The following is a 24,213-nucleotide window of genomic DNA, read 5'->3' as shown; positions in this document are numbered from 1 at the left end:
TAGAAACATTATGAATGAAATTTTAGGTTATCTCGGTCTGGGCCTGATGTTGGCCCTTGCAGGAATTGGCAGTTGCTTCGGTACAACTATCGCCGGTAGTGCGGCAGAAGGTGCGTTGAAGAAAGACCCTTCCAAGTCAGCAAGTTATATGATTTTGTCGGCCCTTCCGGCTACGCAGGGACTTTACGGCTTCGTGGCTTTCCTGATGTCCATGGGCAAGGATTTTGCTACGGACGGTCCTTTGATGCTGGGCATCGGATTGGGTGTCGGACTGGTATGTCTGTTCTCCGCTATCCGTCAGGGACAGATTTGTGCTAGCGGTATTGTGGGTATCTCCCAGGGACACGACGTACAGACCAATACAATGATTTACGCCGCGCTTCCTGAATTCTACGCTATTTTGGCGCTGGTAGCTGCATTGATGGTATAATCCGGATTATAAGAAAATAAACCCCAGGGATTTACAATTGAAATCCCTGGGGTTTTTTGTTTAAATTCCTGGGGCTTCAACTGAAAACTCCAGAAATTCTTTTTTGAAACTTCGGGAATTTTAGACGAAAAATGCATGGATGGGCGAGTCAATGGGGCTTTTGTGGCTAAACTATGACATTCCGCAAACGATTGTTTATGCATATTTAATCAGTTTTTTCGATTAAAAGGCTATTTTTCAAAGAATAATACGTACTTTTGCAGCCGTAATTAAGATAAAGAGATTATAACATAATATGACTAAAGAACTACTTACCCCCGATTACATCTTCGAAGCGAGTTGGGAAGTGTGTAATAAAGTAGGCGGTATCTATACAGTTTTGTCTACAAGGGCAAATACTTTACAGACTAAATTTCGCGATAGATTATTCTTTATAGGGCCGGATTTCTGGCAGGGAAAAGAGAACCCTTTGTTCATTGAGTCTGATAACCTTTGTGCAGCGTGGAAAAAACATGCAGCGTTGAAAGACAATCTTTCCGTCCGCGTAGGTCGCTGGAACATTCCGGGAGAACCTATTGTTATATTGGTTGATTTCCAACCGTTCTTTGCAGAAAAAAATGAGATTTATACAGAAATGTGGAACCGCTATCAGGTGGATTCACTGCATGGATATGGTGATTATGACGAAGCATCCATGTTTGCTTTCGCTACCGGCAAGGTGATAGAGAGCTTCTATCGCTATAATTTGACGGAAACGGACAAAGTGGTGTTCCAGGCACACGAGTGGATGACCGGCATGGCCGCCCTCTATCTTCAGTCTGCCGTTCCCGAGATAGGGACTATCTTCACCACCCATGCCACGTCCATCGGCCGCTCCATAGCTGGCAACAACAAGCCGCTTTACGATTATCTTTTCGCCTACAACGGCGACCAGATGGCGGAGGAGCTGAACATGCAGTCCAAACATTCCATTGAAAAGCAGACGGCCCACTATGTGGACTGTTTCACCACTGTGAGCGAAATCACAAACAACGAATGCAGGGAATTGCTTGACAAGCCTGCGGATGTTGTGCTGATGAACGGTTTTGAAGATGATTTTGTACCGAAAGGCGCCACCTTTACCGGCAAGCGCAAACGTGCCCGTTCCACCATGCTGCGTGTGGCAAACTGCCTGCTGGGTGAGGACTTGGGCGACGATACGCTGATTATCGGTACCAGCGGACGCTATGAGTTCAAGAACAAGGGTATAGATGTGTTCCTGGAATCATTGAACCGGCTGAACCGCGATAAGGATTTAAAGAAGAAAGTATTGGCGTTTGTCAACGTGCCCGGCTGGGTGGGAGACCCCCGCGAGGACTTGCAGAAGCGCCTGAAGAGCAAAAATAAGTTCACCGAACCGTTGCAGTGTCCTTTCATCACCCACTGGCTGCACAATATGACGCACGACCAGGTGCTGGATATGCTGAAATACCTCGGTATGGGCAATCGTCCCGAAGATAAGGTGAAAGTGATTTTTGTACCTTGCTATCAGGATGGCCACGACGGTATCCTCAACAAGCATTATTACGACTTGATTTTAGGCGAGGACCTCAGTGTCTATCCGTCCTATTACGAACCGTGGGGATATACCCCGCTGGAGAGTGTGGCTTTCCGGGTGCCTACCATCACCACCGACCTTGCCGGTTTCGGACTTTGGGTGAACAGCCTGAAAAACCAGCATGGCATAAACGACGGAGTGGAAGTGCTGCACCGTTCGGACTATAACTATTCCGAAGTGGCAGACGGCATCAAGGATACCGTAGCCTTGTTCTCTACCAAGACGGAAGCTGAAATTAAGGAAATACGCAAACGTGCAGGCCAGGTGGCAGAGCAGGCTTTGTGGAAGCACTTTATACAATATTATTACGAGGCTTACGACATTGCACTGCGCAATGCCATGAAGCGTCAACTAAAATAAAAGAATTATTAATCAATTAGTTATCATACAATGAAGATTAAAGTTAGTAATGTAAACACTCCTAACTGGAAAGATGTGAATGTGAAATCGCACATTCCCGCCGAACTGGAGAAACTGTCTGAACTGGCACATAACATCTGGTGGGCATGGAATTATGAAGCCACCGAACTGTTCAGAGACCTTGACCCTGCTCTCTGGAAAGAAGTGGGACAGAACCCCGTACTTCTGCTGGAACGTATGAGTTATGCTAAACTCGAGGCACTCGCAAATGACAAAGTTATTCTGCGCAGAATGGATGACGTATACTCCAAGTTCCGCACATACATGGATGTGAAGCCTGACAGCAAGCGCCCGTCCGTGGCTTATTTCAGTATGGAGTATGGTTTGAGCCATGTACTTAAGATATATTCCGGCGGTCTGGGTGTACTTGCCGGTGACTACCTGAAAGAAGCTTCCGATAGCAACGCCGACTTGTGTGCAATCGGTTTCCTGTACCGCTACGGTTACTTTACACAAACATTGTCTATGGACGGCCAGCAGATTGCCAATTACGAGGCACAGAACTTTGGCCAGTTGCCCATCGACCGTGTATTGGATGAGAAGGGCGAGCAGATGGTAGTGGATGTTCCTTATCTGGACTACTACGTGCATGCTTATGTGTGGAGAGTGAACGTTGGACGTATCTCTCTCTATCTACTTGATACTGATAATGAAATGAACAGCGAGTTCGACCGTTCCATCACTCACCAGCTGTATGGCGGTGACTGGGAAAACCGCTTGAAGCAGGAAATCCTGCTCGGTATCGGTGGTATTCTGACGCTGAAGAAGCTGGGCATCAAGAAAGATATCTATCACTGCAACGAAGGACATGCTGCTTTAATCAACGTACAGCGCATCTGTGACTACGTGGCCGAAGGTCTGACTTACGACCAGGCTATCGAGCTGGTACGTGCTTCTTCTCTCTATACTGTACATACTCCGGTTCCTGCCGGTCACGACTACTTCGACGAAGGCCTTTTCGGCAAGTACATGGGCGGCTATCCTTCAAGAATGGGTATCAGCTGGGACGACCTGATGGACCTCGGACGTAACAATCCGGGCGACAAGGGTGAACGTTTCTGTATGTCTGTATTCGCTTGCAACACTTCTCAGGAGGTGAACGGTGTGAGCTGGCTGCACGGAAAGGTTTCCCAGGAGATGTTCGCTTCCATCTGGAAGGGTTACTTCCCCGAAGAAAGCCATGTGGGCTACGTTACCAACGGTGTACACTTCCCCACTTGGAGCGCTACGGAGTGGAAACATCTCTATGCTGCGCATTTTGATGAGAACTTCCTCTACGACCAGTCCAACCCCAAGATTTGGGAGGCTATCTATAACGTGTCCGACGAAGAAATCTGGAAGACGCGCATGGTGATGAAGAACAAACTGATTGACTATGTTCGCAAGCAATACCGTGAAACTTGGTTGAAGAACCAGGGTGACCCTTCACGCATCGTTTCCCTGCTGGACAAAATCAATCCGAACGCTCTGCTGATAGGTTTCGGACGCCGTTTCGCTACCTACAAGCGTGCACACTTGCTGTTCACCGACCTCGACCGTCTGGCCAAGATTGTGAACAACCCCGACTATCCGGTACAGTTCCTCTTTACCGGTAAGGCTCACCCGCACGATGGTGCCGGCCAGGGCTTGATTAAGAGAATCATCGAGATTTCCCGTCGTCCGGAGTTCCTGGGCAAGATTATCTTCCTGGAAAATTATGACATGCAGTTGGCACGTCGCCTCGTTTCAGGTGTGGATATCTGGCTGAACACTCCGACACGTCCGCTCGAAGCATCCGGTACTTCCGGCGAAAAGGCGTTGATGAACGGTGTTGTAAACTTCTCCGTACTCGACGGCTGGTGGTTGGAAGGCTATCGTGAAGGTGCCGGTTGGGCATTGACCGAAAAGCGTACTTACCAGAACCAGGAACATCAGGACCAGCTCGATGCCGCTACTATCTACAGCATTCTTGAGCAAGAAATTCTGCCGTTGTTCTATGCACGCAACAAGAAGGGATATTCTGAAGGTTGGGTGAAGACTATCAAGAACTCCATCGCACAGATTGCTCCCCACTATACAATGAAGCGTCAGCTGGATGACTATTACGACAAGTTCTACATCAAGGAGGCCAAACGTTTCAAGATGCTGGCTGCCGACGGTTGTGCCAAGGCTAAGGAAATAGCTGCTTGGAAGGAAGAAGTTGCCGAGAAGTGGGACAGCATTGAAGTGGTGTCTTGCGAAAAGACCGAAGACCTGGTGAAAGGCTCCATCGAGAGCGGTAAGGAATACACCATTACTTACGTTATCGACGAGAAGGGCTTGAACGATGCTATCGGTCTGGAACTGGTGACTACTTATACGGCTCAGGATGGCAAACAGCATGTTTACTCCGTAGAACCGTTCAATGTAGTGAAGAAAGAAGGTAACCTTTATACTTTCCAAGCTAAGCACAAGATGGAAAATGCGGGTAGCTTCAAGGTTTCTTACCGTATGTTCCCGAAGAATGCAGACCTGCCTCACCGTCAGGACTTCTGCTACGTTCGCTGGTTCGTATAAGAGCATAAAAAAGATAATGTGCCTGCGGATATGGCAGAACACATTATCTGTTCAGATAAAAGATATCATCTGCATGATGCAGGCAGACCATCCGTTTAAAGTAAACGGATGGTCTGTTTCTTTTCTAGAGCTTGCTTTTTATTTCGGCTGTCCAGGCGTCAATGCGTTCGGCGGTTTTGTTACTTTCGTTCACTTCGTCGAGGGGAAGTCCTACGAATGCACCGTCTACCACGGCGATGGAAGAGGAGAAGGAATACCCGTCCGTGCTGACTTTGTTGCCCAAGAAGGTACATCCGCTATCCTTCAGGTCCTCGTAGAGTACTCCGATGCCGTCGCAGAATGTGTCGCAGTAGGATTCGGAGTCACCGCAACCGAATAGGGCTACGAACTTCATGGAAAGGTCGGCGCTCTTCAGTACTTTTACACCGTCATACCAGTCGTCCTGCAGTTCGCCGTCTCCCCAAGTGGAGGTACCTAGAACCAGCACTTCATATTCCTTGATTTTATCGGCGGTCATCTTGTCAACACTATGTACGTCGGTGGAGGAAACTCCCAACTTTTCGGCTATCTGGTTAGCCAACTCTTCGCAGGTTCCGGTACTGGAACCATAAAAAACACCAGTCTTTTTCATTGTAAATAAAGTGATTAAATTGTTTGCTGCAAAGTAAAGGCTTTGCCGGAGAACGTGAAATACCTACATGTAGGGCTTTTAGTGTTGTGCCGCTCCCCATTTCGGGTTAGCTTGTGGCGTGGTTTATAGAGGTCGCGGCTACCTACTAATTGGGATGGCAGACTCTCTTTTTGATGAAAAGTAGGTATTGCCGGATTGTTAAAAATGAAGGACATTTGTACCGGTAATAATAGACAAGTGTTTATGGTTAGATTCGTACATTCCACTCATTCGCAATTCCATCCTTCCGTGGCTGGTAAGTGGCTGGTGTGGGGGACTTTGATGATGCTTCTTGCGGGGGTGGCTATCATTGTTTTTTCGGTATTCTCGCATGATGCACTCGATGCGTACTGTAATTGCATAATCTGTACTTTCAACCGTGTCCCGAAGGAAGGGGAATATTTGTATAACTGCTACCTGCCGGTCATCAGCATGGTGTGGGTGGCGTTTCTGGTACTTTTGGTATATGTGGTCCGCTATTGCATGAACAAGAGGAGGTAGCCGGGTGTTCTATAGGTAAAACTGAAAGGAGACTATATGAAAAAGATTGTTTTGCTTCGCCACGGCGAGAGTGCATGGAATAAGGAAAACCGCTTCACGGGGTGGACGGATGTTGATTTGACAGAGAAAGGCGTTGCTGAAGCTGTAAGGGCGGGTGAGCTGCTGGCAGAAAAGGGATTCCGCTTCAAGAAGGCGTATACTTCCTATCTGAAGCGTGCCGTGAAGACACTGGATTGTGTGCTGGACCGCCTCGACCAGGACTGGATTCCGGTGGAGAAATCGTGGAGGTTGAATGAGAAACACTACGGCCAGTTGCAAGGGCTGAACAAGGCAGAGACGGCTGCCAAGTACGGTGACGAGCAGGTGTTGGTATGGCGCCGGAGCTTTGATGTGGCTCCGCATGCATTGGCCGAGGATGACCCGCGTAATCCGCGTTTTGAGGACCGTTATCAAGAAGTGCCCGATGCCGAACTGCCCCGTACGGAGTCGTTGAAAGATACGATTGAGCGTATCATGCCTTACTGGAAATGTGTCATCTTCCCGAATCTGAAGACGGCCGACGAATTGCTGGTAGTGGCTCATGGCAATAGCCTGCGGGGTATTATCAAGCATCTGAAGCATATTTCGGACGATGAAATTGTGCATCTGAACCTGCCTACGGCGGTGCCCTACGTCTTTGAGTTTGACGATGAGCTGAACTTGACGAAAGACTATTTCTTGGGTGACCCCGAGGAGATAAAGAAATTGATGGAGGCTGTGGCCAATCAGGGAAAGAAGAAATGATTTTGGCGCGCGGAAGCGCGCTATTTCTTTATCCTCTCATTCCATGGAGCAGCGTCATGCTGAGCAGTACCCCGACCACTATACAGATGAGGATAAGGAACCAGTTCATGAGCCGTGCGCCCAGCTTGGTTTCCTTGTGCAAGTTCTGTTCAAAGTAGTTCTTGAAGAACAGATAGATGGCAGGCACAGTGGCGCTTGCCAGTAGCAGGTCTTCGGGAATCTTGTAGATGTAGACTTTGGAAAAGGCGATGAGCGCCCAGTGGCAAAGGAACAGAATGACGAGCAGGTTGACCCTGCGCGAGAAAGCCAGCAGCAGCCCGATGGTGAAAACTGCTACCGAGCAGGGCATCACGGTGGTGGTCATCATGGGAAATTCCATTCCGCGTGCCCACGAAAGGAGCGGGTAGAGGAAAGGCATTGCATAGAGTACCCCCACCAGTACCTTGTATTTCGGGTTGCGCTCGAACGGAGTGTAGCCGGTAAACAAATCCCATAGCCACAACACTGCAATCACTCCCCAGAAGATGGCGAGTATATGGTGGTGTCCGCGCGCTCCGCAATACATCATGTAGTACACGATGGATATCCACCCGTTCAGAAATACCATGTAGATTTTCATGGAGCGTTTTGCCCATAAGGTCGGTTTCCGGTAGAGTTGCGTGGTGAGCAGGATACCTGCTGCGGTGATGAGGAGCTGTGTCCACCAGGTGGCCTCGTTGTATTGTGCGATAGTATTCCAGAATATTTCCATTTGTGTCCATTAAAAAAACGGCTGCAAAGGTAGAGTTTTCTGCCGAAAGAATGAAATCGTTTTCTACATTTTGCCTATCTTTGTGCCTCCAAAAAAATAGGTAAAAAGATTCATGGATAAGACTTTGACTGAACAAGAGATTGCCCTGCTGCGCAGGAAACTCGATTTATTGCTTCGTACCGGACAGCTGCTGGTGGAGAGTGCGGCTGATACGAACCGTGTTGTTCGTAACCTGAACCGTGTTGCCGCCTATCTGGGGCTGCCGGAAGAAAAGCTCCACATCGACGTAAGTTATACCATGCTGGTGGTGAATGTGAGCGACGGCCTGCATTCGTTCTCCAAATTCCAGAAATGTGAAAAGCATGGCATCAACATGACTGCCATTTCCGAAATCAGCAAACTGTCCTGGCGGGCTATTGAGAATGACTATTCCCTCGACCAGTATGAGGAGGAACTGGAAAGAATCAAAAACAAGAAGCGGAACTATGTGCCATACGTTGTTGCCATCGGTGCCGGCTTTGCCTGCGGAGGTTTCTGCAAACTGTTCGGTGGTGACTGGATGGCGTTTCTGTTTACCTCTATCTGCGCTTTTGCCGGCTTCCGCGTCCGTGCCCGTTGCATGGAGTTCGGCATCAATCACTATATGAGTATTGCCATTGCCGCATTGATTTCTACCTGTCTGGCCTATGTGTCTTCGTTTGCCGGGCTCTCGGAAACTCCCTATCATCCGTTGTTGGCGTGTGCACTGTTCATCGTTCCGGGGGTGCCGCTGATAAACTTTGTGGATGATATGATTGACAATTATATCCAGGTGGGCATTGTGCGGGCTGTGAATACGGTGCTGATGGTCTGTGCAATGGCCTTCGGCATTGTAATAGCCATGCGCCTGCTGACGGTGGAGGATGTCGTGATTGACAAGAAGTTCAGCGAATTGAGTATGGTGCCTCATGACAGTTATCTGGTGTATGCCATTGCGGCGGCGATAGCTGCCATGGGATTTTCCATGATATTCAACATACAGCGGCGTTTGTTGTGGGTTGTTGCGGTGGGCGGCATCATTGCCGTTTGTACACGTAACTTTGTCAATTTCGAATTGGGTTACGGACCGGTGATAGGTTCGTTCATGGGCAGCATGGTTGTCAGCCTGATAGCCGTGAAGGCAGTGCATTGGTTCCATGTTCCCAATCACGTACTGACGATTCCTTCTGTCATCCCGATGATTCCGGGAGTGCTGATGTATCGTGCACTTTTTGGGCTTATCAATATGCACGGTGTGGTAGGCGAGGTGACGGCGGTTGTTTCCAACGGCATCACGGCTTCACTGATTATTCTCTGCATAGCGCTGGGAGTGGCGGTGCCCAATATCTTTGCCCGCCGGTATATTGCCAAGGATAGGCAGCGCTTTCTTCAGGAGGAGCTGCAGAAGCGCAGGGAAAGAGGGAAATTTATAGAATGGTGATATAGGTGGAGGGTGTCAAAAAACTCTTAACACTTTCTTTTAGGCGCGGATTACGCGGATTTCACGGATTTTGTTTATTGAATCCGTGTTATTCCGTGTAATTCGCGCCTGATATTATAACATTATAAAAGTGCTCATATATTTTTGAAAACTTTTCTTCTTTTTTAAATGCCCTTTTTCGGATTATAGTGGTAAATGACGGTTTCGCCTTTTTGCAGGGATGTTTGTACGTCAATCAGACGCTGGTTGCGGCTTCCCCGGAAATAGAGTTCCTCATCCCTCAGTTCTTTCTTGAATTTGCCGTCCACCAGTACGTCGATGTACTTCAGCAGTTGGGCTTGGCGCGGGTTGCGCAGTAGCTTTTCGAAAGTATAGCCCGTATAGCACCAGATGTTTTTCCGGCTCCGCTCCTTGATGGCATGTGCCAGTTGGGTGAATCCTTCCGGCTGGAACATCGGGTCTCCACCACTGAAGGTGACGTCTGCAAAGTTGTCGGCAAGGACTTTTTCCAGAATCTCTTCCGTACTCATCCAGTGCCCGCGGTTGATGTCCCACGACTCCGGATTGTGGCAACCGGGACAACCGTTGGGGCATCCGGCAGCATAAATGGCGGTCCGGAAGCCCGGACCGTCTACTGTGGTATCTTCTAAAATGTCGAGAATAGAAAGCATGAGTAGGGAATTAATAATTAAAAATTAAACATCGCAGGTAGGAAGCTGAACATTAATCATTAAAAATTAAACGTCAACCATTAAAAATGAAGCTCCGCTTTGCACTGCGCAGCCCTTTAATTTTCAATTTTTAATTATGAACGACCCTGTCGTTCAACTCTGCCAGCTTGGCATTGTTCCAGCGGTCGGTTGTCCCCACCAGGTAGCCGGTGATGCGTTGCAGCTTGTCGATATGCTTGCTGCCGCACTTCGGGCATTCTTCCAGGTTTGGGGTGGAGTTTTCGTGGCCGCACTCCAGACAGCGGTTACGGTTGTGGTTTACCGAACCGTAGCCGATGTTGTATCGGTCCATCATGTCCACTACACGCATAATGACTTCCGGATTGTGGGTGGCGTCACCGTCTATCTCCACATAGAAGATGTGTCCGCCGCGGGTCAGTTCATGATAAGGAGCCTCCACTTCCGCTTTGTGGCGGGCGCTGCATTTGTAGTATACGGGCACGTGGTTGGAGTTGGTGTAGTAGTCACGGTCCGTAATGCCCGGCAGCGTGCCGAACTTCTTACGGTCGATGCGGGTGAACTTGCCCGACAGCCCTTCGGCAGGAGTGGCAAGCACGCTGTAGTTGTGCTGGTATTGCTCCGAGAACTGGTTGGCACGGTCGCGCATATAGGTCACGATTTTCAGTCCCAGCTCCTGGGCTTCGCCAGATTCGCCGTGATGTTTTCCGAGCAATGCCACGAGACATTCTGCCAACCCGATGAAACCGATTCCCAGTGTTCCCTGGTTGATGACGGAAGCAATCGTATCGTTCGGTTTCAGCTTCTCGCTGCCTATCCACAAGGCAGACATCAGTAGCGGGAACTGCTTGGCGAAGGCGGTCTTTTGAAACTCCATGCGCTCGTGCAGCTGGCGTGCGGTCACTTCGAGCATACTATCCAACTTGGCAAAGAACCGGGCGATGCGCTGTTCTTTGTCTTCGATGTTCATGCACTCAATGCCCAGACGGACGATGTTGATGGTAGAGAAAGAGATGTTGCCGCGTCCGATGGAGGTCTTCGGTCCGAAACGGTTTTCGAATACACGGGTACGGCATCCCATGGTAGCAACTTCATGCTGGTAGCGTTTCGGGTCATCGGCTTTCCAGTCCTCGCTTTGGTTGAAGGTGGCGTCCAGGTTCAGGAAGTTCGGGAAGAAACGCCGTGCCGTCACCTTGCAGGCCAGTTGGTAGAGGTCGTAGTTGCGGTCTTCAGGCAGGTAGCTCACACCCCGTTTCTTTTTCCATATCTGGATGGGGAAGATGGCGGTTTCTCCGTTTCCTACCCCTTGATAGGTGCTTTTCAGCAGCTCGCGGATGATGCAGCGCCCCTCGGCAGAGGTGTCTGTGCCGTAGTTGATGGAGCTGAACACCACTTGGTTGCCGCCGCGTGAGTGGATGGTGTTCATGTTATGGATAAACGCCTCCATGGACTGGTGCACACGCGATACGGTCTTGTTGACGGCATGCTGTACGATGCGGTCCTCGCCCGTCAGTCCGTCCAACGGCTGCAGCAGATAGTCGGCCAGTTCCTTCTGATAGAGATGGGAATAGTCTTTTCCATTCAGTTCTTCCAGGTTCTTGACTTCCTCGATGAAGCTGTTGCGCACGTAGGGGGCAAGGTAGAAATCGAATGCAGGGATGGCTTGTCCGCCGTGCATCTCGTTCTGGGCTGTTTCCAGCGAGATGCATCCCAGGATACTGGCAGTCTCGATGCGTTTGGCCGGGCGCGATTCGCCGTGTCCGGCAGAGAAGCCGTATTTCAGAATATGGTCCAGCGGATGTTGCACGCATGTCAGGCTCTTGGTGGGATAATAATCCTTGTCATGGATGTGCAGATAGTTCTGGGTGACAGCATCCAGCACTTCTTCACTCAGCAGATAGTCGTCCACAAAAGGCTTGGTGGTTTCGCTGGCAAACTTCATCATCATGCCCGCCGGGGTATCGGCATTCATGTTGGCATTTTCGCGTGTGATGTCGTTGGACTTGATGTTAATGATTTCCAGGAACATGTCGCGCGTCTTTGCTTTGCGGGCAATGCTTCGCTGGTTGCGGTAAGCGATGTATTTCTGGGCAACGTCCTTGCGGCTGCTCTTCATCAGCTCCACTTCCACCAAATCCTGGATGGCTTCCACCGTCATCTGCGAATCTCCCTTGAAAGAGATGCGGTCCGTAATCTGGTGTATCAGTTGCAGGTCTTCCCCCTTGTCTGTATGCAACATGGCTTTGCGGATGGCCGTTGCTATTTTTTCTTCGTTGAATCCGACAACGCGCCCGTCGCGCTTGAGTACTGTCTGTATCATAACCTTTTATGCTTAAATGTGACTGTCTTTTTTAGTTTAATTGCGGAAACAAAGATATTATAGTTATTGATAGGTTTTGCTTTTTGGAAAACTTTTTGTAGTTTAAAAAGTGTTAATCTATTGATTATTAATGATATAATTGTTTAAAGTGGAAAACTTCTAATGAAAAATAACTTTTAAAGTTATTCATTACTGATTATTATTGCATGCATAAGCATCATCTGATTTCGAAGTGTCAAATGAAGATAAATCTTTTGGGCAGATTGTGAATCTTCGATTTTTTTAGTTATATTTGCAACGAATTGGTTTATTTAAGGTTTTTAGTCCTTGATAATACTTCTTGTTGCCATTCGATTGTATTGCTTTGCTGCTCATGGTATTGGGGCAAAAGTATCATTATTATAATAATCAAAGAAAGGATGAACATGGCAAATGTATTTCCTCCGTTTAAAATTGATATAGCTGGGGCTTTTTGTGTACCTCGTGCATTGAAGGATGTCCGCGAGCAATATCAGAACGGGCAGGTGAGCCGGCAGATATTGCAGGCTGTTGAAGATGCGGAAGTGCGCAGTCTGGTGGAACGGCTGGAGCTGGGAGGCATGAAAGTTGTTTCCGATGGTGGTTTCCGAAGTCGCGATTTTTTGGAAAGCTGGGAGGGTATTTGTTCCAAAGACGGCCGGCCTTTCTCCGAAGGCTCTCCTTTGGAGATTACAGGACGGCTCAGTTTGCTACGGCATCCTATTCTGGAAGAATTCGCATTTCTTGATTCCATTGTGGACGGAGGGGTGATGAAAAAACAGCATATCCCTTCGCCGGCAGAGGTTATGACCCAGATTATTCAACGTGTGGAGCGGACTCAGATAGAAACCGTTTACTCCGACATCCGGCTTTTGACGGATGATATTGCTTCCTGCTACAAATTTTTGCTTACCAAACTTTATGATGCAGGCTGCCGCTACGTCCAGTTCGACGGGGTACATTCGGTGATAATGGAAGATACCATCCGGCTCAACAACCGGGTTTTGCGTGAGCGTCCTGCAGGGATGTATGTTGCATTCCATGCACCGACGGACATGCTGGTGCAACTGCATGGGGCCGATGCTTATTTCCTGAATTACGACTGTGGCGCGTGCGACCGTAACCGTCTGCTCTGGTTCATACACGAGAAGGAAGCGGTGTTCGGTTTCGTGCTGTCCCATTATCCTCAGGAGGACGAGTTGGATGAATTGCAGGCAAAAACCGAAAGTGTATTGAACTATATTCCTTTGAAACGTTTCACTTTATGTCTGCCGGATGCCAATGCGCTTCTTTCGCCTTCGGAGGCCGATGAGGAGAAACAGTGGGAAACCGTAAGGTTGGGGATGGAAATGGCTGCGCGTATCTTCTCTTGAAAAACGCCGCATTCCATCATTCCGAATGCCACACTTCAGCAAGGAAAATGCCACATTTCACAGAGGTAAATGCCATTGATTGGGCCTCGTGAAGTGTGGCATTTCGATTGACGAAGTGTGGCACTCCTTTTTTAGTTTCCGGTGTGTCCGGTTTTATTATTTGACAGCTTCGGCTATCTTTTCCTGAAGCTCGTCACCGTGCAGTCCGCGTGCAAGGATAGTTCCTTCACCGTCAATCAACACAGTGTGGGGGATGCTGCTTACGGCATAAAGCTGTGCGCCTTCGCAGTTCCAGTATTTCAGGTCGGACATTTGCGGCCACGTGATGTTCAGCTTCTTGATGGCTTCTTTCCATGCGTCAGCACTCTGGTCCAGAGATACGCCTACAATCTCGAAGTTCTTGTTCTTATATTTGGCGTAAGCTTCCACCAGGTTGGGCATCTCGCGACGGCAGGGGCCGCACCAGCTTGCCCAGAAGTCAACAAGGACAACTTTGCCCTTGCCTACGTAGTCGGACAGTTTTACCGTTTTTCCTTCCGGCGTCTGCATCTCGAAGTCTGTAAACTTCTGGCCTACGGCAGTGGCTTTCATCTTTTCAACGTTGTTCTTTATCTTGACGATGGCTTCGTCGTTGTCGTAAGCTGCAGGGATTTGGGGCATCAGCGGGTCGAGGTCTGCCACATCCATGTAGTAGTAGTTCTGCTTCAGCAGGAGTACACCCACCGGGTTGGTGATGTTCTTGTTGATGCCGGCTTTGATGGCGGATATCATGCTGTTTTCCAGATTTTCCATCTCTTTGCCTTTAGCCTCGCGTTGTTCGTCGGTCAGTGTGGTGTCCGACATGGATTCGTAGATGCTCATCATTTGTTTGTTCAGACCGTTGATTTGGGCTCTGATTTCCTGGTAGGCATCATTGTTGGCAGTACCGGTGGCAGAGTTGTTTTCCTGCGACAAGTTGATTTTAATCTTGCCGTTTTCCAGGAAGAAGTCGATGGCTGCGCCGTCTTTTCCTTCGGCTTTGTAGGAGATGTAGCGGTTGACAGCAGTATCTTGTGTACCCTTGAAGGTAAATGTTCCATCTTTGATGACAGCAGAGTCCAATTTTACGAATTGGCGTCCTTCCACGGTTTCCAGATATACGGTGTCGCCGTCGGCTGCACCCTCTACAGTTCCGGTTACGGTGTAACCGTTGTTTCCACTGTTACAAGCTGTAAATACAGCGGCTACAGCGAGCAGATAAGTAAACTTTTTCATTGTTTGTTTTTTTAATGAATGATTATAGCTGCAAATATAGTAATAAAAAATCCCCTCCGATATGAACCGGAGAGGATTTTTATAGTTTTAATCCCATTTTTAGCGATAACGCTGTGCTTACTATTATTCGGCAGCAGCTTCTTCAGCAGCAGGGGCTTCTTCGGCAGGAGCCTCTTCGGCCGGTGCTTCGGCAGCGGCTTTTGCAGCAGCTTCAGCAGCTTTCTTTTCAGCCAGTGCTTTTGCTTTTTCTTCGTTTATCTTCTTTTCAGCTTCCAGACGTGCTTTTGCTTCAGCTTTCTTAGCTTCGTCTTCCTTAGCCTTCAGAGCAGCCAAACCGCTTTGTTTGTTGTTCTTCCAGGCTTCGAACTTAGCATCAGCTTCAGCTTCGCCGAATGCGCCTTTCGCTACACCGCCCAGCAAGTGCTTCTTCATGTAAACACCTTCGCGAGAGAGGATGTTACGAACTGTGTCAGTAGGTTGTGCACCCTTCAACACCCAGTCAAGTGCGCGGTCGAACTTCAAATCTACTGTGGCAGGATTGGTGTTAGGATTGTAAGTACCAATCTTCTCAATAAATTTACCATCACGTGGTGCTCTTACGTCTGCAATAACGATAGAGTAGAAAGCGTAGCTTTTACGTCCATGTCTTTGCAATCTGATTTTTGTTGCCATTTAATTAAAATGTTTTTAGTTAATGATTTGAATTATGCTACTATCTCGTAATAGCGAGTGCAAAGGTAAGAAAAGATTTTGAGTTTTGAGTTATGAGTTATGAGTTATTTGTTGGCACGAGGGGTGTTTTTTTTTAAATGTTCACACAACGTCACCCATAACTCATCACTTGTCACTCATCCTTCTCCCGAGTATTTCCTGGGGTATCTCAGCAGAATGGCGAGTATGGCGCATGTTCCCATGCAGAAGGGGTAATACAGGTTTCCGATGATGCTGATGGGTGAAATGCCGGCAAGTCCGGAGGCTATCAGCATTTGCGCTCCGTAGGGGATGATTCCTTGCACGAGGCATGAGAAGGTGTCCAGTATGCTGGCTGTTTTCCGGCGGTCCAGGTGGAAGCGGAGGGCGATGTCCTTGGCTATGGGGCCGGTGGTGATGATGGCAATGGTGTTGTTGGCGGTGCAGAGATTGGCGATGCCGACCAGGGCGGCGATGCTGAATTCGGCTCCCCGCTTGCCGCTGACGTGGCGGGTCAGCCGGGAGATGATGAAGTCGATGCCGCCGTTGTAGCGGATGGTCTCGAGCATGCCTCCGGCCAGCAGGGTGATGATGATGAGCTCGCCCATGCCGGTGATGCCCGTTCCCATGGCTCCGAACCAGTCGAAGAAGGCGGTACCGGTATAGATACCGATAATTCCAGTAGAGAGGATGCCCAGCAGCAGTACCAGCATGACGTTGACACCTGCTACGGCCGTGCCCAGCACGATGAGGTAGGGGATTACCTTTATCCACTCGATGGTCTGCACTTGGGGCGGGGCGGAGACGGACAGTCCTTGAAAGATGTAGAGACCCAGCACGACAAGAGCTGCGGGGACTACAATCATGAAGTTGACGCGGAACTTGTCCCTCATCACGCAGTCCTGCGTCTTGGTCGATGCAATGGTGGTGTCGGATATGAAGGAAAGATTGTCTCCGAAGAACGAGCCTCCCACCACGATGGCAACCATGTAGGGCAGGTCGATGCCCGTCTTTTCCGCCAGCCCCACGGCTACAGGAGTCAGTGCGACGATAGTTCCTACGCTTGTTCCTATCGAGAGGGAGATGAAGCAGGCGGCAATGAAGATGCCCGCCAGCAGCAGGTTGTCCGGTAGTATATGCAGGGTCAGATTTACGGTTGCATCAATGGCGCCCATCTGCTTGGCGCTTTGGGCGAATGCTCCTGCAAGGATGAATATCCATACCATCAGCATGATGTTCTTGTTGCTGGCGCCTACGGAAAACTGATAGATGCGCTGTTCCAGATTCAGGCCGCGCGTGATGGCGATGGCATAGCAGGATGAGGCGAGGAAGGCTACCGTGATGGGGACTTTATAGAAGTCGTTCACCAGGAGCGAGGTCACCAGGTAGAGGCAAAGGAACACCGCCAACGGGCTGAGTGCCCACCAGCCGCCTTTGGTTTTAGGGGTTGTATCGGTTGTTGCTGACATAGTTGTATTGTTTGGTTGAGATTAATGTTTCACCACAGATTTCTATCTTTCAATCAATTCCATGTTAATCGGTGTTATCTGTGGTGAAATCAATTCCGCCGCAAAGGTAACAAAAACAAAGGGCGGCACAAAATGGTTTTGTCCCGCCCTCCATCTATCAGCCCTTAATTTTCAATTTACAAAGTTACTCCGGTCTTGAAGATGGCTATTTCCTTGTAGCCTTTCTTTTCGTTGTTCACGAATTCACCGCTTGCTACTTTGATGATATATTCGATGAAGCGTTCGCAGGTTTTCTCCATCGGTTCGTTCTCGACGATAACTCCGGCGTTGAAGTCTATCCAGCCCGGCTTGTTCTTTGCCAAAGTGGAGTTGGTGGAAATCTTCATGGTCGGCACATAGGTTCCGAAGGGCGTTCCGCGTCCTGTGGTGAACAGCACCATGTGGCATCCGCAAGAGGCAAGGGCAGTGGCGGCTACAAGGTCGTTTCCCGGAGCAGACAGCAGGTTCAGTCCCTTTACTTTCAGGCGTTCGCCATACGGAAGTACCCCTTCCACGTAGCTTGTGCCGCATTTCTGTGTGCATCCCAAGGCTTTGTCCTCCAATGTCGAGATGCCTCCCACCTTATTTCCCGGAGACGGGTTTTCACCTACCGGTTCACCGTGTGAAAGGAAATATTCCTTGAAGTCATTAATCAGCTTCACCGTGTCCTCAAACAGCTCTTTGGTGCGGCAGCGGTTCATCAGGATGGTTTCTGCACCGAACATTTCCGGCACTTCCGTCAGTACGCTGGTACCGCCTTGTGCTACGAGGAAGTCGGAGAACATGCCCAGTAGCGGATTGGCGGTGATACCGGAGAAACCGTCCGAACCGCCACACTTCAGGCCTACGCGCAGTTCGCTTAAGGGAATATCCTCGCGCTGGTCCTGGATGGCTTTGGCATAAAGTTCGCGCAGCAGTTCCATTCCTTCTTCGTATTCATCACCCACTTTCTGGGTCACCATAAACTTTACGCGCTCCTGGTCATAGTCTCCCAGGAACTCGCGGAATACATCCGGCTGATTATTCTCGCACCCCAAGCCTACCACGAGTACGGCTCCCGCATTGGGATGCAGCACCATGTCGCGGAGGATTTTCTTTGTATTCTCGTGGTCGTCGCCCAACTGGGAGCAGCCGTAGTTATGGGGATAAGCCATGATGGCATCCACGCCCTTTCCGCCCGTTTCGCGGCGCAGGCCTTCGGCAAGCTGGTTGATGATTCCGTTCACACAGCCCACTGTCGGAATAATCCATATCTCGTTGCGCACACCTACGTCGCCGTTCTTGCGTTTGTATCCTCTAAAGGTCAGGTTTGGCGCACCAGTATTGAGGTTTAGAGTTGTAGTATTGAGGTCTACGTTGACAGGGTTGTATGTGTATTCCAGCAACCCGGACAAGTTGGTCTTGATATTGTTTTCATTCATCCAATCCCCCTGCTTCTGCGCTTTCCGGGCGTGGCCGATGGGGTATCCGTATTTAATGACGTTTTCGCCTTCCGCAAAATCTTTCAGTGCAAATTTGTGTCCGGCAGAAACATCCTCATTCAAGGTGATTTCCTTTCCGTCCACCGTGAGTTTTTCACCGGCCGGGAGTGTTGTGATAGCCACTGCAACATTGTCGGCAGGGTTGATTTTCAGGTACTTTGCCTCCATCTTTTAAATTTCCCATTTACCATTTACAATGTACAATTTGGCTGCGCTGCATTAGTATTAGTCCCCTTCCGCATGGCCGAATTGTACATTGTAGATGGTGCATTGTACATGTAACTATTTATTGTAATAAAACTCTATATTCTCCTTCGTCAGCAAGTCAATGGGCATGAAGTTTTCCCTTGTGACTTCCTTCTTCAGAATCAGGTGTTCGCACAAGGCCTTGATGCCGTCGAATCCTTGCAGGGTGGGCTGCTGTGCTATGAGGAAGAAGATGCTTCCTTGTTTCAGGCAGTCTACGTTGCGTTGCAGCAGGTCATAGCCCATCAGGTTGAAGTTTTTTTTCTGCTTCTTCAGCAGGTATTCCCCGATGATGTATGCTTTGGAGTTGAAGGTGATTCCGTTCTTTACGGTAGGATGCTCTTGGAAAAACTCGTCCAGCATCAGTGTGTCCTCGCTGTCGCGCTTGGCATGCAGGTCCAGTTCCCAGATGCGGCAGGCGGGATGATGCTCCTGCATGTATTCGCGGAAACCTATTTCGCGGCGTTCCTGCTGGTTCGACCCAACGATGCCTTCGTTTATCTTGCGGAAGATGACGATTTCCTGCGCGTCTTCTCCGGCAAGCAGCATCAGCATGCGGGCGGCAAAATATCCGCTCTGGTGCGAGTTCTGCCCGTAGAAGGATAGGGCGGGCTCTTCCTTTATATTGGAGTCTATATATATATAAGGTATATTATGTTGCGTCAACTCATCCGTAAAGGGCTTGGTGTATTGTGGAACGGTGGGGGCAAACATCACTCCGTCCGGCTCCAGTGACAGAATCTGTCCGGAGGCTTCCGCAAAAGAATGATAGTCATACGGATCATAGTAGGAGAGGTGCACGGCGACGTTGAAGTCAGAGTAAGTCTCTACGGCGTTGTGTATGCCTGTCTCCACGTCTGTCCAGTATTCGCCTTTCTCGTGCAGTGGCAGCAGGCAGGCAAATGTATACTTTTTGTTCGAAGCCAGTGCACTGGCATACATATTGGGCTGGTAATCCAGTTGTTTCAGGATTTCTTCCACCCGCTTCCGGCTGGACTCGGACACACCGCTACGCCCGTGAATCACACGGTCGACGGTTCCCACGGATACATCGGCCATCTTGGCGATATCCTTTATTCTGACTCTTTCCATCTGTATATTTACGATTTAACGATTTACGATGTACGATTGATGTTGCTTTGGCTACGATTCTACAATGTAATCTCAATTGTCTAATCGTAAATCGTCCCATCGTACATCTTCTTGTGCTCGCACACAATTATAATCTTAATATCTTCGATACAAATATATGATAATTTTTTGTATTTCAAAAATTGTTGTATCTTTGTGCCCGTACACGAAGACTATGAAGAACGAATATTATTTTGATTTACTCTCCATAGTTTCAGGTATTTAGGTTCTGTTTATACCTCGAAATGATAAATTGAAAGGAAACAAATTAATTTCATATTAAAATAAAACATAGAAAGATTATGGGAAAGAAAGTAGTTACATTAGGTGAAATCATGCTGAGGCTGTCTACTCCGGGAAACACCCGTTTTGTGCAGTCCGACTCTTTTGATGTGGTATATGGCGGCGGCGAGGCCAACGTGGCTGTCAGCTGTGCCAACTACGGACATGATGCTTATTTTGTAACCAAGTTGCCGAAACATGAAATAGGCCAGTCGGCTGTCAACGCATTGCGCAAGTATGGCGTAAAGACAGATTTCATTGCGCGTGGTGGTGACCGTGTAGGTATCTACTATCTTGAGACCGGTGCTTCCATGCGTCCCAGTAAGGTAATCTATGACCGTGCACACTCTGCCATTGCCGAGGCAGATGCGGCAGACTTTGATTTCGATGCCATCATGGAAGGTGCAGACTGGTTCCACTGGTCAGGTATCACTCCCGCCATCTCCGACAAGGCCGCCGAGTTGACCCGCCTGGCTTGCGAGGCTGCCAAACGTCACGGCGTTACGGTGTCGGTAGACCTCAATTTCCGTAAAAAACTCTGGACCAAAGAAAAAGCCCAGTCCATCATGAAGCCTTTGATGCAGTATGTGGATGTCTGCATCGGCAATGAAGAGGATGCTGAACTCTGTCTGGGCTTCAAGCCCGATGCAGACGTGGAAGGCGGCAAGACGGACGCTGAAGGCTACAAGGGAATCTTCAAGGCGATGGCGAAGGAATTCGGCTTCAAATACGTAATCTCTACATTGCGCGAGTCTTTCTCCGCTACCCACAACGGCTGGAAAGCAATGATTTACAACGGCGAGGAATTCTACGAGTCAAAGCGTTACGACATCAATCCTATCGTCGACCGCGTAGGTGGCGGCGACTCTTTCTCAGGTGGTATCATCCACGGCCTGCTGACAAAACCCAACCAGGGTGCCGCCCTCGAATTTGCAGTAGCCGCTTCCGCCTTGAAGCACACTATCAACGGTGACTTCAACCTTGTTTCCACAGAAGAGGTAGAAGCGCTGGCAGGAGGGGATGCAAGCGGACGAGTGCAGAGATAAGTTCATTTACAATTTATCATTTACAATGTACAATTTGTGCTGCTGATGAATCGAGATGATATGAAAAACCGCTTGAAGATGTTTGCGGTACGAATAATAAGGCTGGTAGACAAGTTGCCTAATACATCAGCAGGTAGAGCTATTGGCAACCAGATTGTCCGTTCCGGTACTTCTCCCGGTGCCAATTATCGGGCAGCTTGTGTTGGAAAATCAGACAAGGATTTCTTAAACAAATTAAAAATGGTAGAGGAAGAACTTGATGAAACGGCCTATTGGTTGGAGCTTATAATGGAATTGGAACTTGTTAAACCTGATTTGTTGCAGGATTTGTATCTTGAAAACAAGGAGCTTTTGAAGATTGTAGTAAAATCTATACTCACTATGCGTGATAAAGTAAATGGTAAAGTATAATATATAGAGGTAAGTATAATATATTAAGTAATATGACAATTAAGCATTGTACAAGTAGTCCGCATGGTAAATTGTACATTGTACATTGTAAATAGTAAATAAAAAGATGAGTAAATTTGATAAAATCTCAGTATTGAATAAGATTGGTTCTACCGGCATGGTGCCCGTCTTTTATCATAAGGATGCAGAAGTTGCAAAGAAAGTTGTAAAGGCTTGTTACGATGGAGGTGTTCGTGCGTTCGAGTTCACGAACCGTGGTGACTTTGCCCACGAGGTGTTTGCCGAAGTGGTGAAATTTGCGGCAAAAGAGTGCCCGGAGATGGCTATGGGTGTAGGTTCCATCGTTGACCCTGCTACTGCGGCGCTGTATTTGCAGTTGGGTGCATGTTTCGTTGTAGGCCCGTTGTTCAACCCGGAGATTGCTAAGATTTGTAACCGTCGCCTGGTAGCCTATACTCCGGGATGCGGAAGCGTTTCAGAAGTGGGCTTCGCGCAAGAAGTAGGGTGCGACCTCTGCAAGATATTCCCGGGCGACGTGCTTGGTGCCAAACTCGTGAAAGGTCTGCTGGCTCCGATGCCCTGGTCCAAGCTGATGGTGACCGGTGGGGTGGAGCCGACTCAGGAAAACCTGACCTCCTGGATTAAGGCGGGTGTGTTCTGCGTAGGTATGGGTTCCAAACTCTTCCCGAAGGATAAGGTCGCTGCCGAAGACTGGACTTACGTTACAGAAAAATGTAAAGAAGCTTTGGGGTATATTGCCGAAGCAAGAAAATAAATAAGAAATTCATTTTGTTTAAAGGTGTTTAAAGGGGACAGCTATCGAAGCGTTTCGGCGCTTCGGTGGCTTGTTTTTTACTGGAAAGTATACTCCCGATGAACAACAAACTGTTTATAAGTGTAAACTACACCCTTAAACTCTAAAACAATGTTATAAAACATGCGAAAAATGTGCCGGTATTTTGCGTGCGCGGAGAAAACACTTACCTTTGCAGTGCAGTTGGGAAACTGCATTTGGATTTGATAAATAATAAAAACAGTTTTCAATAAAGGATATTAGTTGTTAGGTAAAAGGATTGAAAATAGATTTTTTTCATAAGCTAAATGTTTTGAATAAATAGGTAAATTAGGTAAAGGTAAAAATTGGATTTTGAAGTTTTCAGAATAGGTAATTGAAGTTTTATTTTTCAGGTAAAGAGAAAGATTGATTTTTAGGTAACATTGACGCAGTTTAAAAGAAAAGCCTTTAAGGCTTTTCTTACAGGGGCGAGGGGTTCGTGAGAGCTTGCTCGTTTTTTTATTCCTATATTCTTCGCATTTTTTGTATATTTTGTCCGGACTCTACTTCTTTTTTGTATCTTTGTGTCGGATACCCATTAAAAACAAGCAGCAACTCTAAAGCTTAAATAGCTCTGAATTTGGAACATATATTGAATATATTCGATTGGCTTTTATACATATGGTTTGCAATAAACATACTGTATCTATTGGTTTACAGTCTGGCGTCACGCCGGCGTGACCTGCCTCTGCCCCCTCCAGCCAAGGAACACAAGCGTTTTGCCATACTGATTCCTGCCTACCGCGAAGATGCCGTGATACACGAGTGCGTCCATTCATGTCTGGAGCAGGATTATCCCGCCGACTGTTTTGATACGGTTGTCATTTCGGACCGTATGCAGCCCGAAACCAACGCTTCCCTCGCTGTGCTTCCTGTCCGCCTGGTTGAAGTGCATTTTGAGAAAAGCACCAAGTCCAAATCTCTGAATGCCGCCATGGCTGCCATCGGCAATGACTATGACATCGCTTTGGTGCTCGATGCGGACAATGTCATCCCTTACGATTATCTGAGTGATATTAACGACCTCTTCGCCAATCCGGAAGTCGAGATTGTGCAGACCCACCGGAGTGCCAAGAACCTGAACAATGACATGGCCCTGCTCGATGCCATCAGTGAGGAAATCAACAATACCATTTTCCGTCTGGGGCATGCCAAGCTGGGCTTGTCGGCTGCCCTTATCGGTTCCGGTATGGCGTTCCGTTATGACTTGTTTCGTGATACGATGGCTGACATCAAGGCTGTGGGCGGTTTCGACCGTGAATTGGAGCTGACCCTGCTCTATCGCGGCAAGCGTTTTTATTATCTGCCCGAAACCTTTGTGTTCGATGAGAAGATACAGAACACCGACGATTTCTCCCGTCAGCGCCGCCGCTGGCTGTCGGCACAATGGCATTACTGCCAGACCTTCGCCAAGTTTCTGTGGAAGGCGCTTGCTGCGCGTAACTGGGACTTCTGCGACAAGCTTTTCCAGCAGCTTTCCATTCCCCGCCTGCTGTTGATGGGGTTCACGTTCTTTTTTTCCGTACTATTTACGATTTATCGCTGGACGTGGGGACTGAAGTGGTGGCTGCTTCTGGTTCTGCTCGCTGTGGCATTGCTCGTTGCCGTTCCCAAAAGATTCTGTACCAGCCGCCTGGCAATGGCCCTGCAAAAGATACCCTATACATTCCTGCTGATGGCAGGAAACATCTTCAAGCTGAGGGGAGCAAACAAGACCTTTATACATACCAGGCATGGGGTGGCGGAAAAATAGAAAGGGATACACAATAAACAAGTCTATAAG

Annotated in this window: 20 protein-coding genes; 11 read left to right on the top strand and 9 right to left on the bottom strand. The window is 48.5% G+C overall.

The features are described from left to right. Positions 1 to 10 precede the first annotated feature (10 nt). The 3 genes from DWY55_RS14710 to DWY55_RS14695 all read left to right on the top strand — a co-directional run bounded on the left by DWY55_RS14710 (position 11) and on the right by DWY55_RS14695 (position 4,982). Complete coding sequence (locus tag DWY55_RS14710; RefSeq protein WP_117588544.1) at positions 11 to 430, top strand: ATPase; 420 nt, start codon at positions 11 to 13, stop codon at positions 428 to 430. Between the two features lie 295 nt (positions 431 to 725). Then, complete coding sequence (locus tag DWY55_RS14700) at positions 726 to 2,387, top strand: glycogen/starch synthase (protein WP_008664316.1); 1,662 nt, start codon at positions 726 to 728, stop codon at positions 2,385 to 2,387. Positions 2,388 to 2,417: 30 nt separating this feature from the next. Beyond that, the gene (locus tag DWY55_RS14695; RefSeq protein WP_005827401.1) at positions 2,418 to 4,982 is read left to right on the top strand and encodes a glycosyltransferase family 1 protein; all 2,565 of its coding nucleotides are present in this window, start codon (positions 2,418 to 2,420) and stop codon (positions 4,980 to 4,982) included. A 124-nt stretch (positions 4,983 to 5,106) separates the two neighbouring features. On the opposite strand, the gene fldA is transcribed toward DWY55_RS14695, so the two are convergent. After that, on the bottom strand, positions 5,107 to 5,613 hold the full coding sequence (gene fldA, locus DWY55_RS14690) for a flavodoxin FldA (RefSeq protein WP_008664319.1): 507 nt from the start codon (positions 5,611 to 5,613) through the stop codon (positions 5,107 to 5,109). A 243-nt stretch (positions 5,614 to 5,856) separates the two neighbouring features. On the opposite strand from fldA, the gene DWY55_RS14685 reads away from it, so the two are divergent. Both DWY55_RS14685 and gpmA read left to right on the top strand, forming a co-directional pair. Beyond that, positions 5,857 to 6,153 carry a molecular chaperone DnaJ gene (locus tag DWY55_RS14685; RefSeq protein ID WP_117681391.1) on the top strand — a complete coding sequence of 99 codons (297 nt, stop codon included), beginning with the start codon at positions 5,857 to 5,859 and terminating at the stop codon, positions 6,151 to 6,153. A gap of 36 nt (positions 6,154 to 6,189) precedes the next feature. Continuing rightward, complete coding sequence (gene gpmA / locus DWY55_RS14680) at positions 6,190 to 6,936, top strand: 2,3-diphosphoglycerate-dependent phosphoglycerate mutase (protein ID WP_005827407.1); 747 nt, start codon at positions 6,190 to 6,192, stop codon at positions 6,934 to 6,936. A gap of 28 nt (positions 6,937 to 6,964) precedes the next feature. On the opposite strand, the gene DWY55_RS14675 is transcribed toward gpmA, so the two are convergent. Then, on the bottom strand, positions 6,965 to 7,687 hold the full coding sequence (locus DWY55_RS14675; protein ID WP_005837362.1) for a DUF6064 family protein: 723 nt from the start codon (positions 7,685 to 7,687) through the stop codon (positions 6,965 to 6,967). A gap of 112 nt (positions 7,688 to 7,799) precedes the next feature. Between DWY55_RS14675 and DWY55_RS14670 the strand changes: the two genes are divergently transcribed. Further along, on the top strand, positions 7,800 to 9,146 hold the full coding sequence (locus DWY55_RS14670; RefSeq protein ID WP_005827410.1) for a threonine/serine exporter ThrE family protein: 1,347 nt from the start codon (positions 7,800 to 7,802) through the stop codon (positions 9,144 to 9,146). 164 nt (positions 9,147 to 9,310) lie between these two features. On the opposite strand, the gene nrdG is transcribed toward DWY55_RS14670, so the two are convergent. Then, positions 9,311 to 9,817 carry an anaerobic ribonucleoside-triphosphate reductase activating protein gene (gene nrdG, locus DWY55_RS14665; protein ID WP_005827412.1) on the bottom strand — a complete coding sequence of 169 codons (507 nt, stop codon included), beginning with the start codon at positions 9,815 to 9,817 and terminating at the stop codon, positions 9,311 to 9,313. A gap of 130 nt (positions 9,818 to 9,947) precedes the next feature. Next, positions 9,948 to 12,155: an anaerobic ribonucleoside triphosphate reductase gene (locus DWY55_RS14660; protein WP_035448722.1), complete on the bottom strand. Its 2,208-nt coding sequence runs from the start codon at positions 12,153 to 12,155 to the stop codon at positions 9,948 to 9,950. A 419-nt stretch (positions 12,156 to 12,574) separates the two neighbouring features. On the opposite strand from DWY55_RS14660, the gene DWY55_RS14655 reads away from it, so the two are divergent. Further along, the gene (locus DWY55_RS14655; RefSeq protein ID WP_005827419.1) at positions 12,575 to 13,546 is read left to right on the top strand and encodes a hypothetical protein; all 972 of its coding nucleotides are present in this window, start codon (positions 12,575 to 12,577) and stop codon (positions 13,544 to 13,546) included. Positions 13,547 to 13,702: 156 nt separating this feature from the next. Here DWY55_RS14655 and DWY55_RS14650 read toward each other — a convergent pair whose 3' ends face one another. The 5 genes from DWY55_RS14650 to DWY55_RS14630 form a co-directional block, all read right to left on the bottom strand. Beyond that, positions 13,703 to 14,800 (bottom strand): TlpA disulfide reductase family protein, encoded by a 1,098-nt coding sequence (locus tag DWY55_RS14650; RefSeq protein WP_005827423.1) that lies wholly within the window; start codon positions 14,798 to 14,800, stop codon positions 13,703 to 13,705. A gap of 123 nt (positions 14,801 to 14,923) precedes the next feature. Next, complete coding sequence (locus DWY55_RS14645; RefSeq protein ID WP_005837359.1) at positions 14,924 to 15,472, bottom strand: 30S ribosomal protein S16; 549 nt, start codon at positions 15,470 to 15,472, stop codon at positions 14,924 to 14,926. Positions 15,473 to 15,648: 176 nt separating this feature from the next. Further along, on the bottom strand, positions 15,649 to 16,959 hold the full coding sequence (locus tag DWY55_RS14640; RefSeq protein WP_009038287.1) for a Na+/H+ antiporter NhaC family protein: 1,311 nt from the start codon (positions 16,957 to 16,959) through the stop codon (positions 15,649 to 15,651). Between the two features lie 176 nt (positions 16,960 to 17,135). Beyond that, positions 17,136 to 18,647 (bottom strand): UxaA family hydrolase, encoded by a 1,512-nt coding sequence (locus tag DWY55_RS14635; protein ID WP_008664332.1) that lies wholly within the window; start codon positions 18,645 to 18,647, stop codon positions 17,136 to 17,138. A 114-nt stretch (positions 18,648 to 18,761) separates the two neighbouring features. Continuing rightward, complete coding sequence (locus DWY55_RS14630; RefSeq protein ID WP_008664333.1) at positions 18,762 to 19,817, bottom strand: LacI family DNA-binding transcriptional regulator; 1,056 nt, start codon at positions 19,815 to 19,817, stop codon at positions 18,762 to 18,764. A 341-nt stretch (positions 19,818 to 20,158) separates the two neighbouring features. Between DWY55_RS14630 and DWY55_RS14625 the strand changes: the two genes are divergently transcribed. From DWY55_RS14625 to DWY55_RS14610, 4 genes are all read left to right on the top strand, one after another. Continuing rightward, complete coding sequence (locus DWY55_RS14625) at positions 20,159 to 21,184, top strand: sugar kinase (protein WP_005837352.1); 1,026 nt, start codon at positions 20,159 to 20,161, stop codon at positions 21,182 to 21,184. Positions 21,185 to 21,229: 45 nt separating this feature from the next. Next, complete coding sequence (locus DWY55_RS14620; RefSeq protein ID WP_005827444.1) at positions 21,230 to 21,595, top strand: four helix bundle protein; 366 nt, start codon at positions 21,230 to 21,232, stop codon at positions 21,593 to 21,595. A 106-nt stretch (positions 21,596 to 21,701) separates the two neighbouring features. Continuing rightward, positions 21,702 to 22,370, top strand: a complete 669-nt coding sequence (locus DWY55_RS14615; protein WP_005837350.1) for a bifunctional 4-hydroxy-2-oxoglutarate aldolase/2-dehydro-3-deoxy-phosphogluconate aldolase — start codon at positions 21,702 to 21,704, stop codon at positions 22,368 to 22,370. A 640-nt stretch (positions 22,371 to 23,010) separates the two neighbouring features. Next, on the top strand, positions 23,011 to 24,183 hold the full coding sequence (locus DWY55_RS14610) for a glycosyltransferase (protein ID WP_117879072.1): 1,173 nt from the start codon (positions 23,011 to 23,013) through the stop codon (positions 24,181 to 24,183). The last annotated feature ends 30 nt before the right edge of the window (positions 24,184 to 24,213 follow it).

The sequence above is a fragment of the Bacteroides sp. AF25-38AC genome, assembly GCF_003602995.1.
Lineage (GTDB): Bacteria > Bacteroidota > Bacteroidia > Bacteroidales > Bacteroidaceae > Bacteroides > Bacteroides uniformis.
The sequence above is the reverse complement of the archived record's forward strand: the minus strand, read 5'-3'. Positions and strand labels throughout refer to the sequence as shown.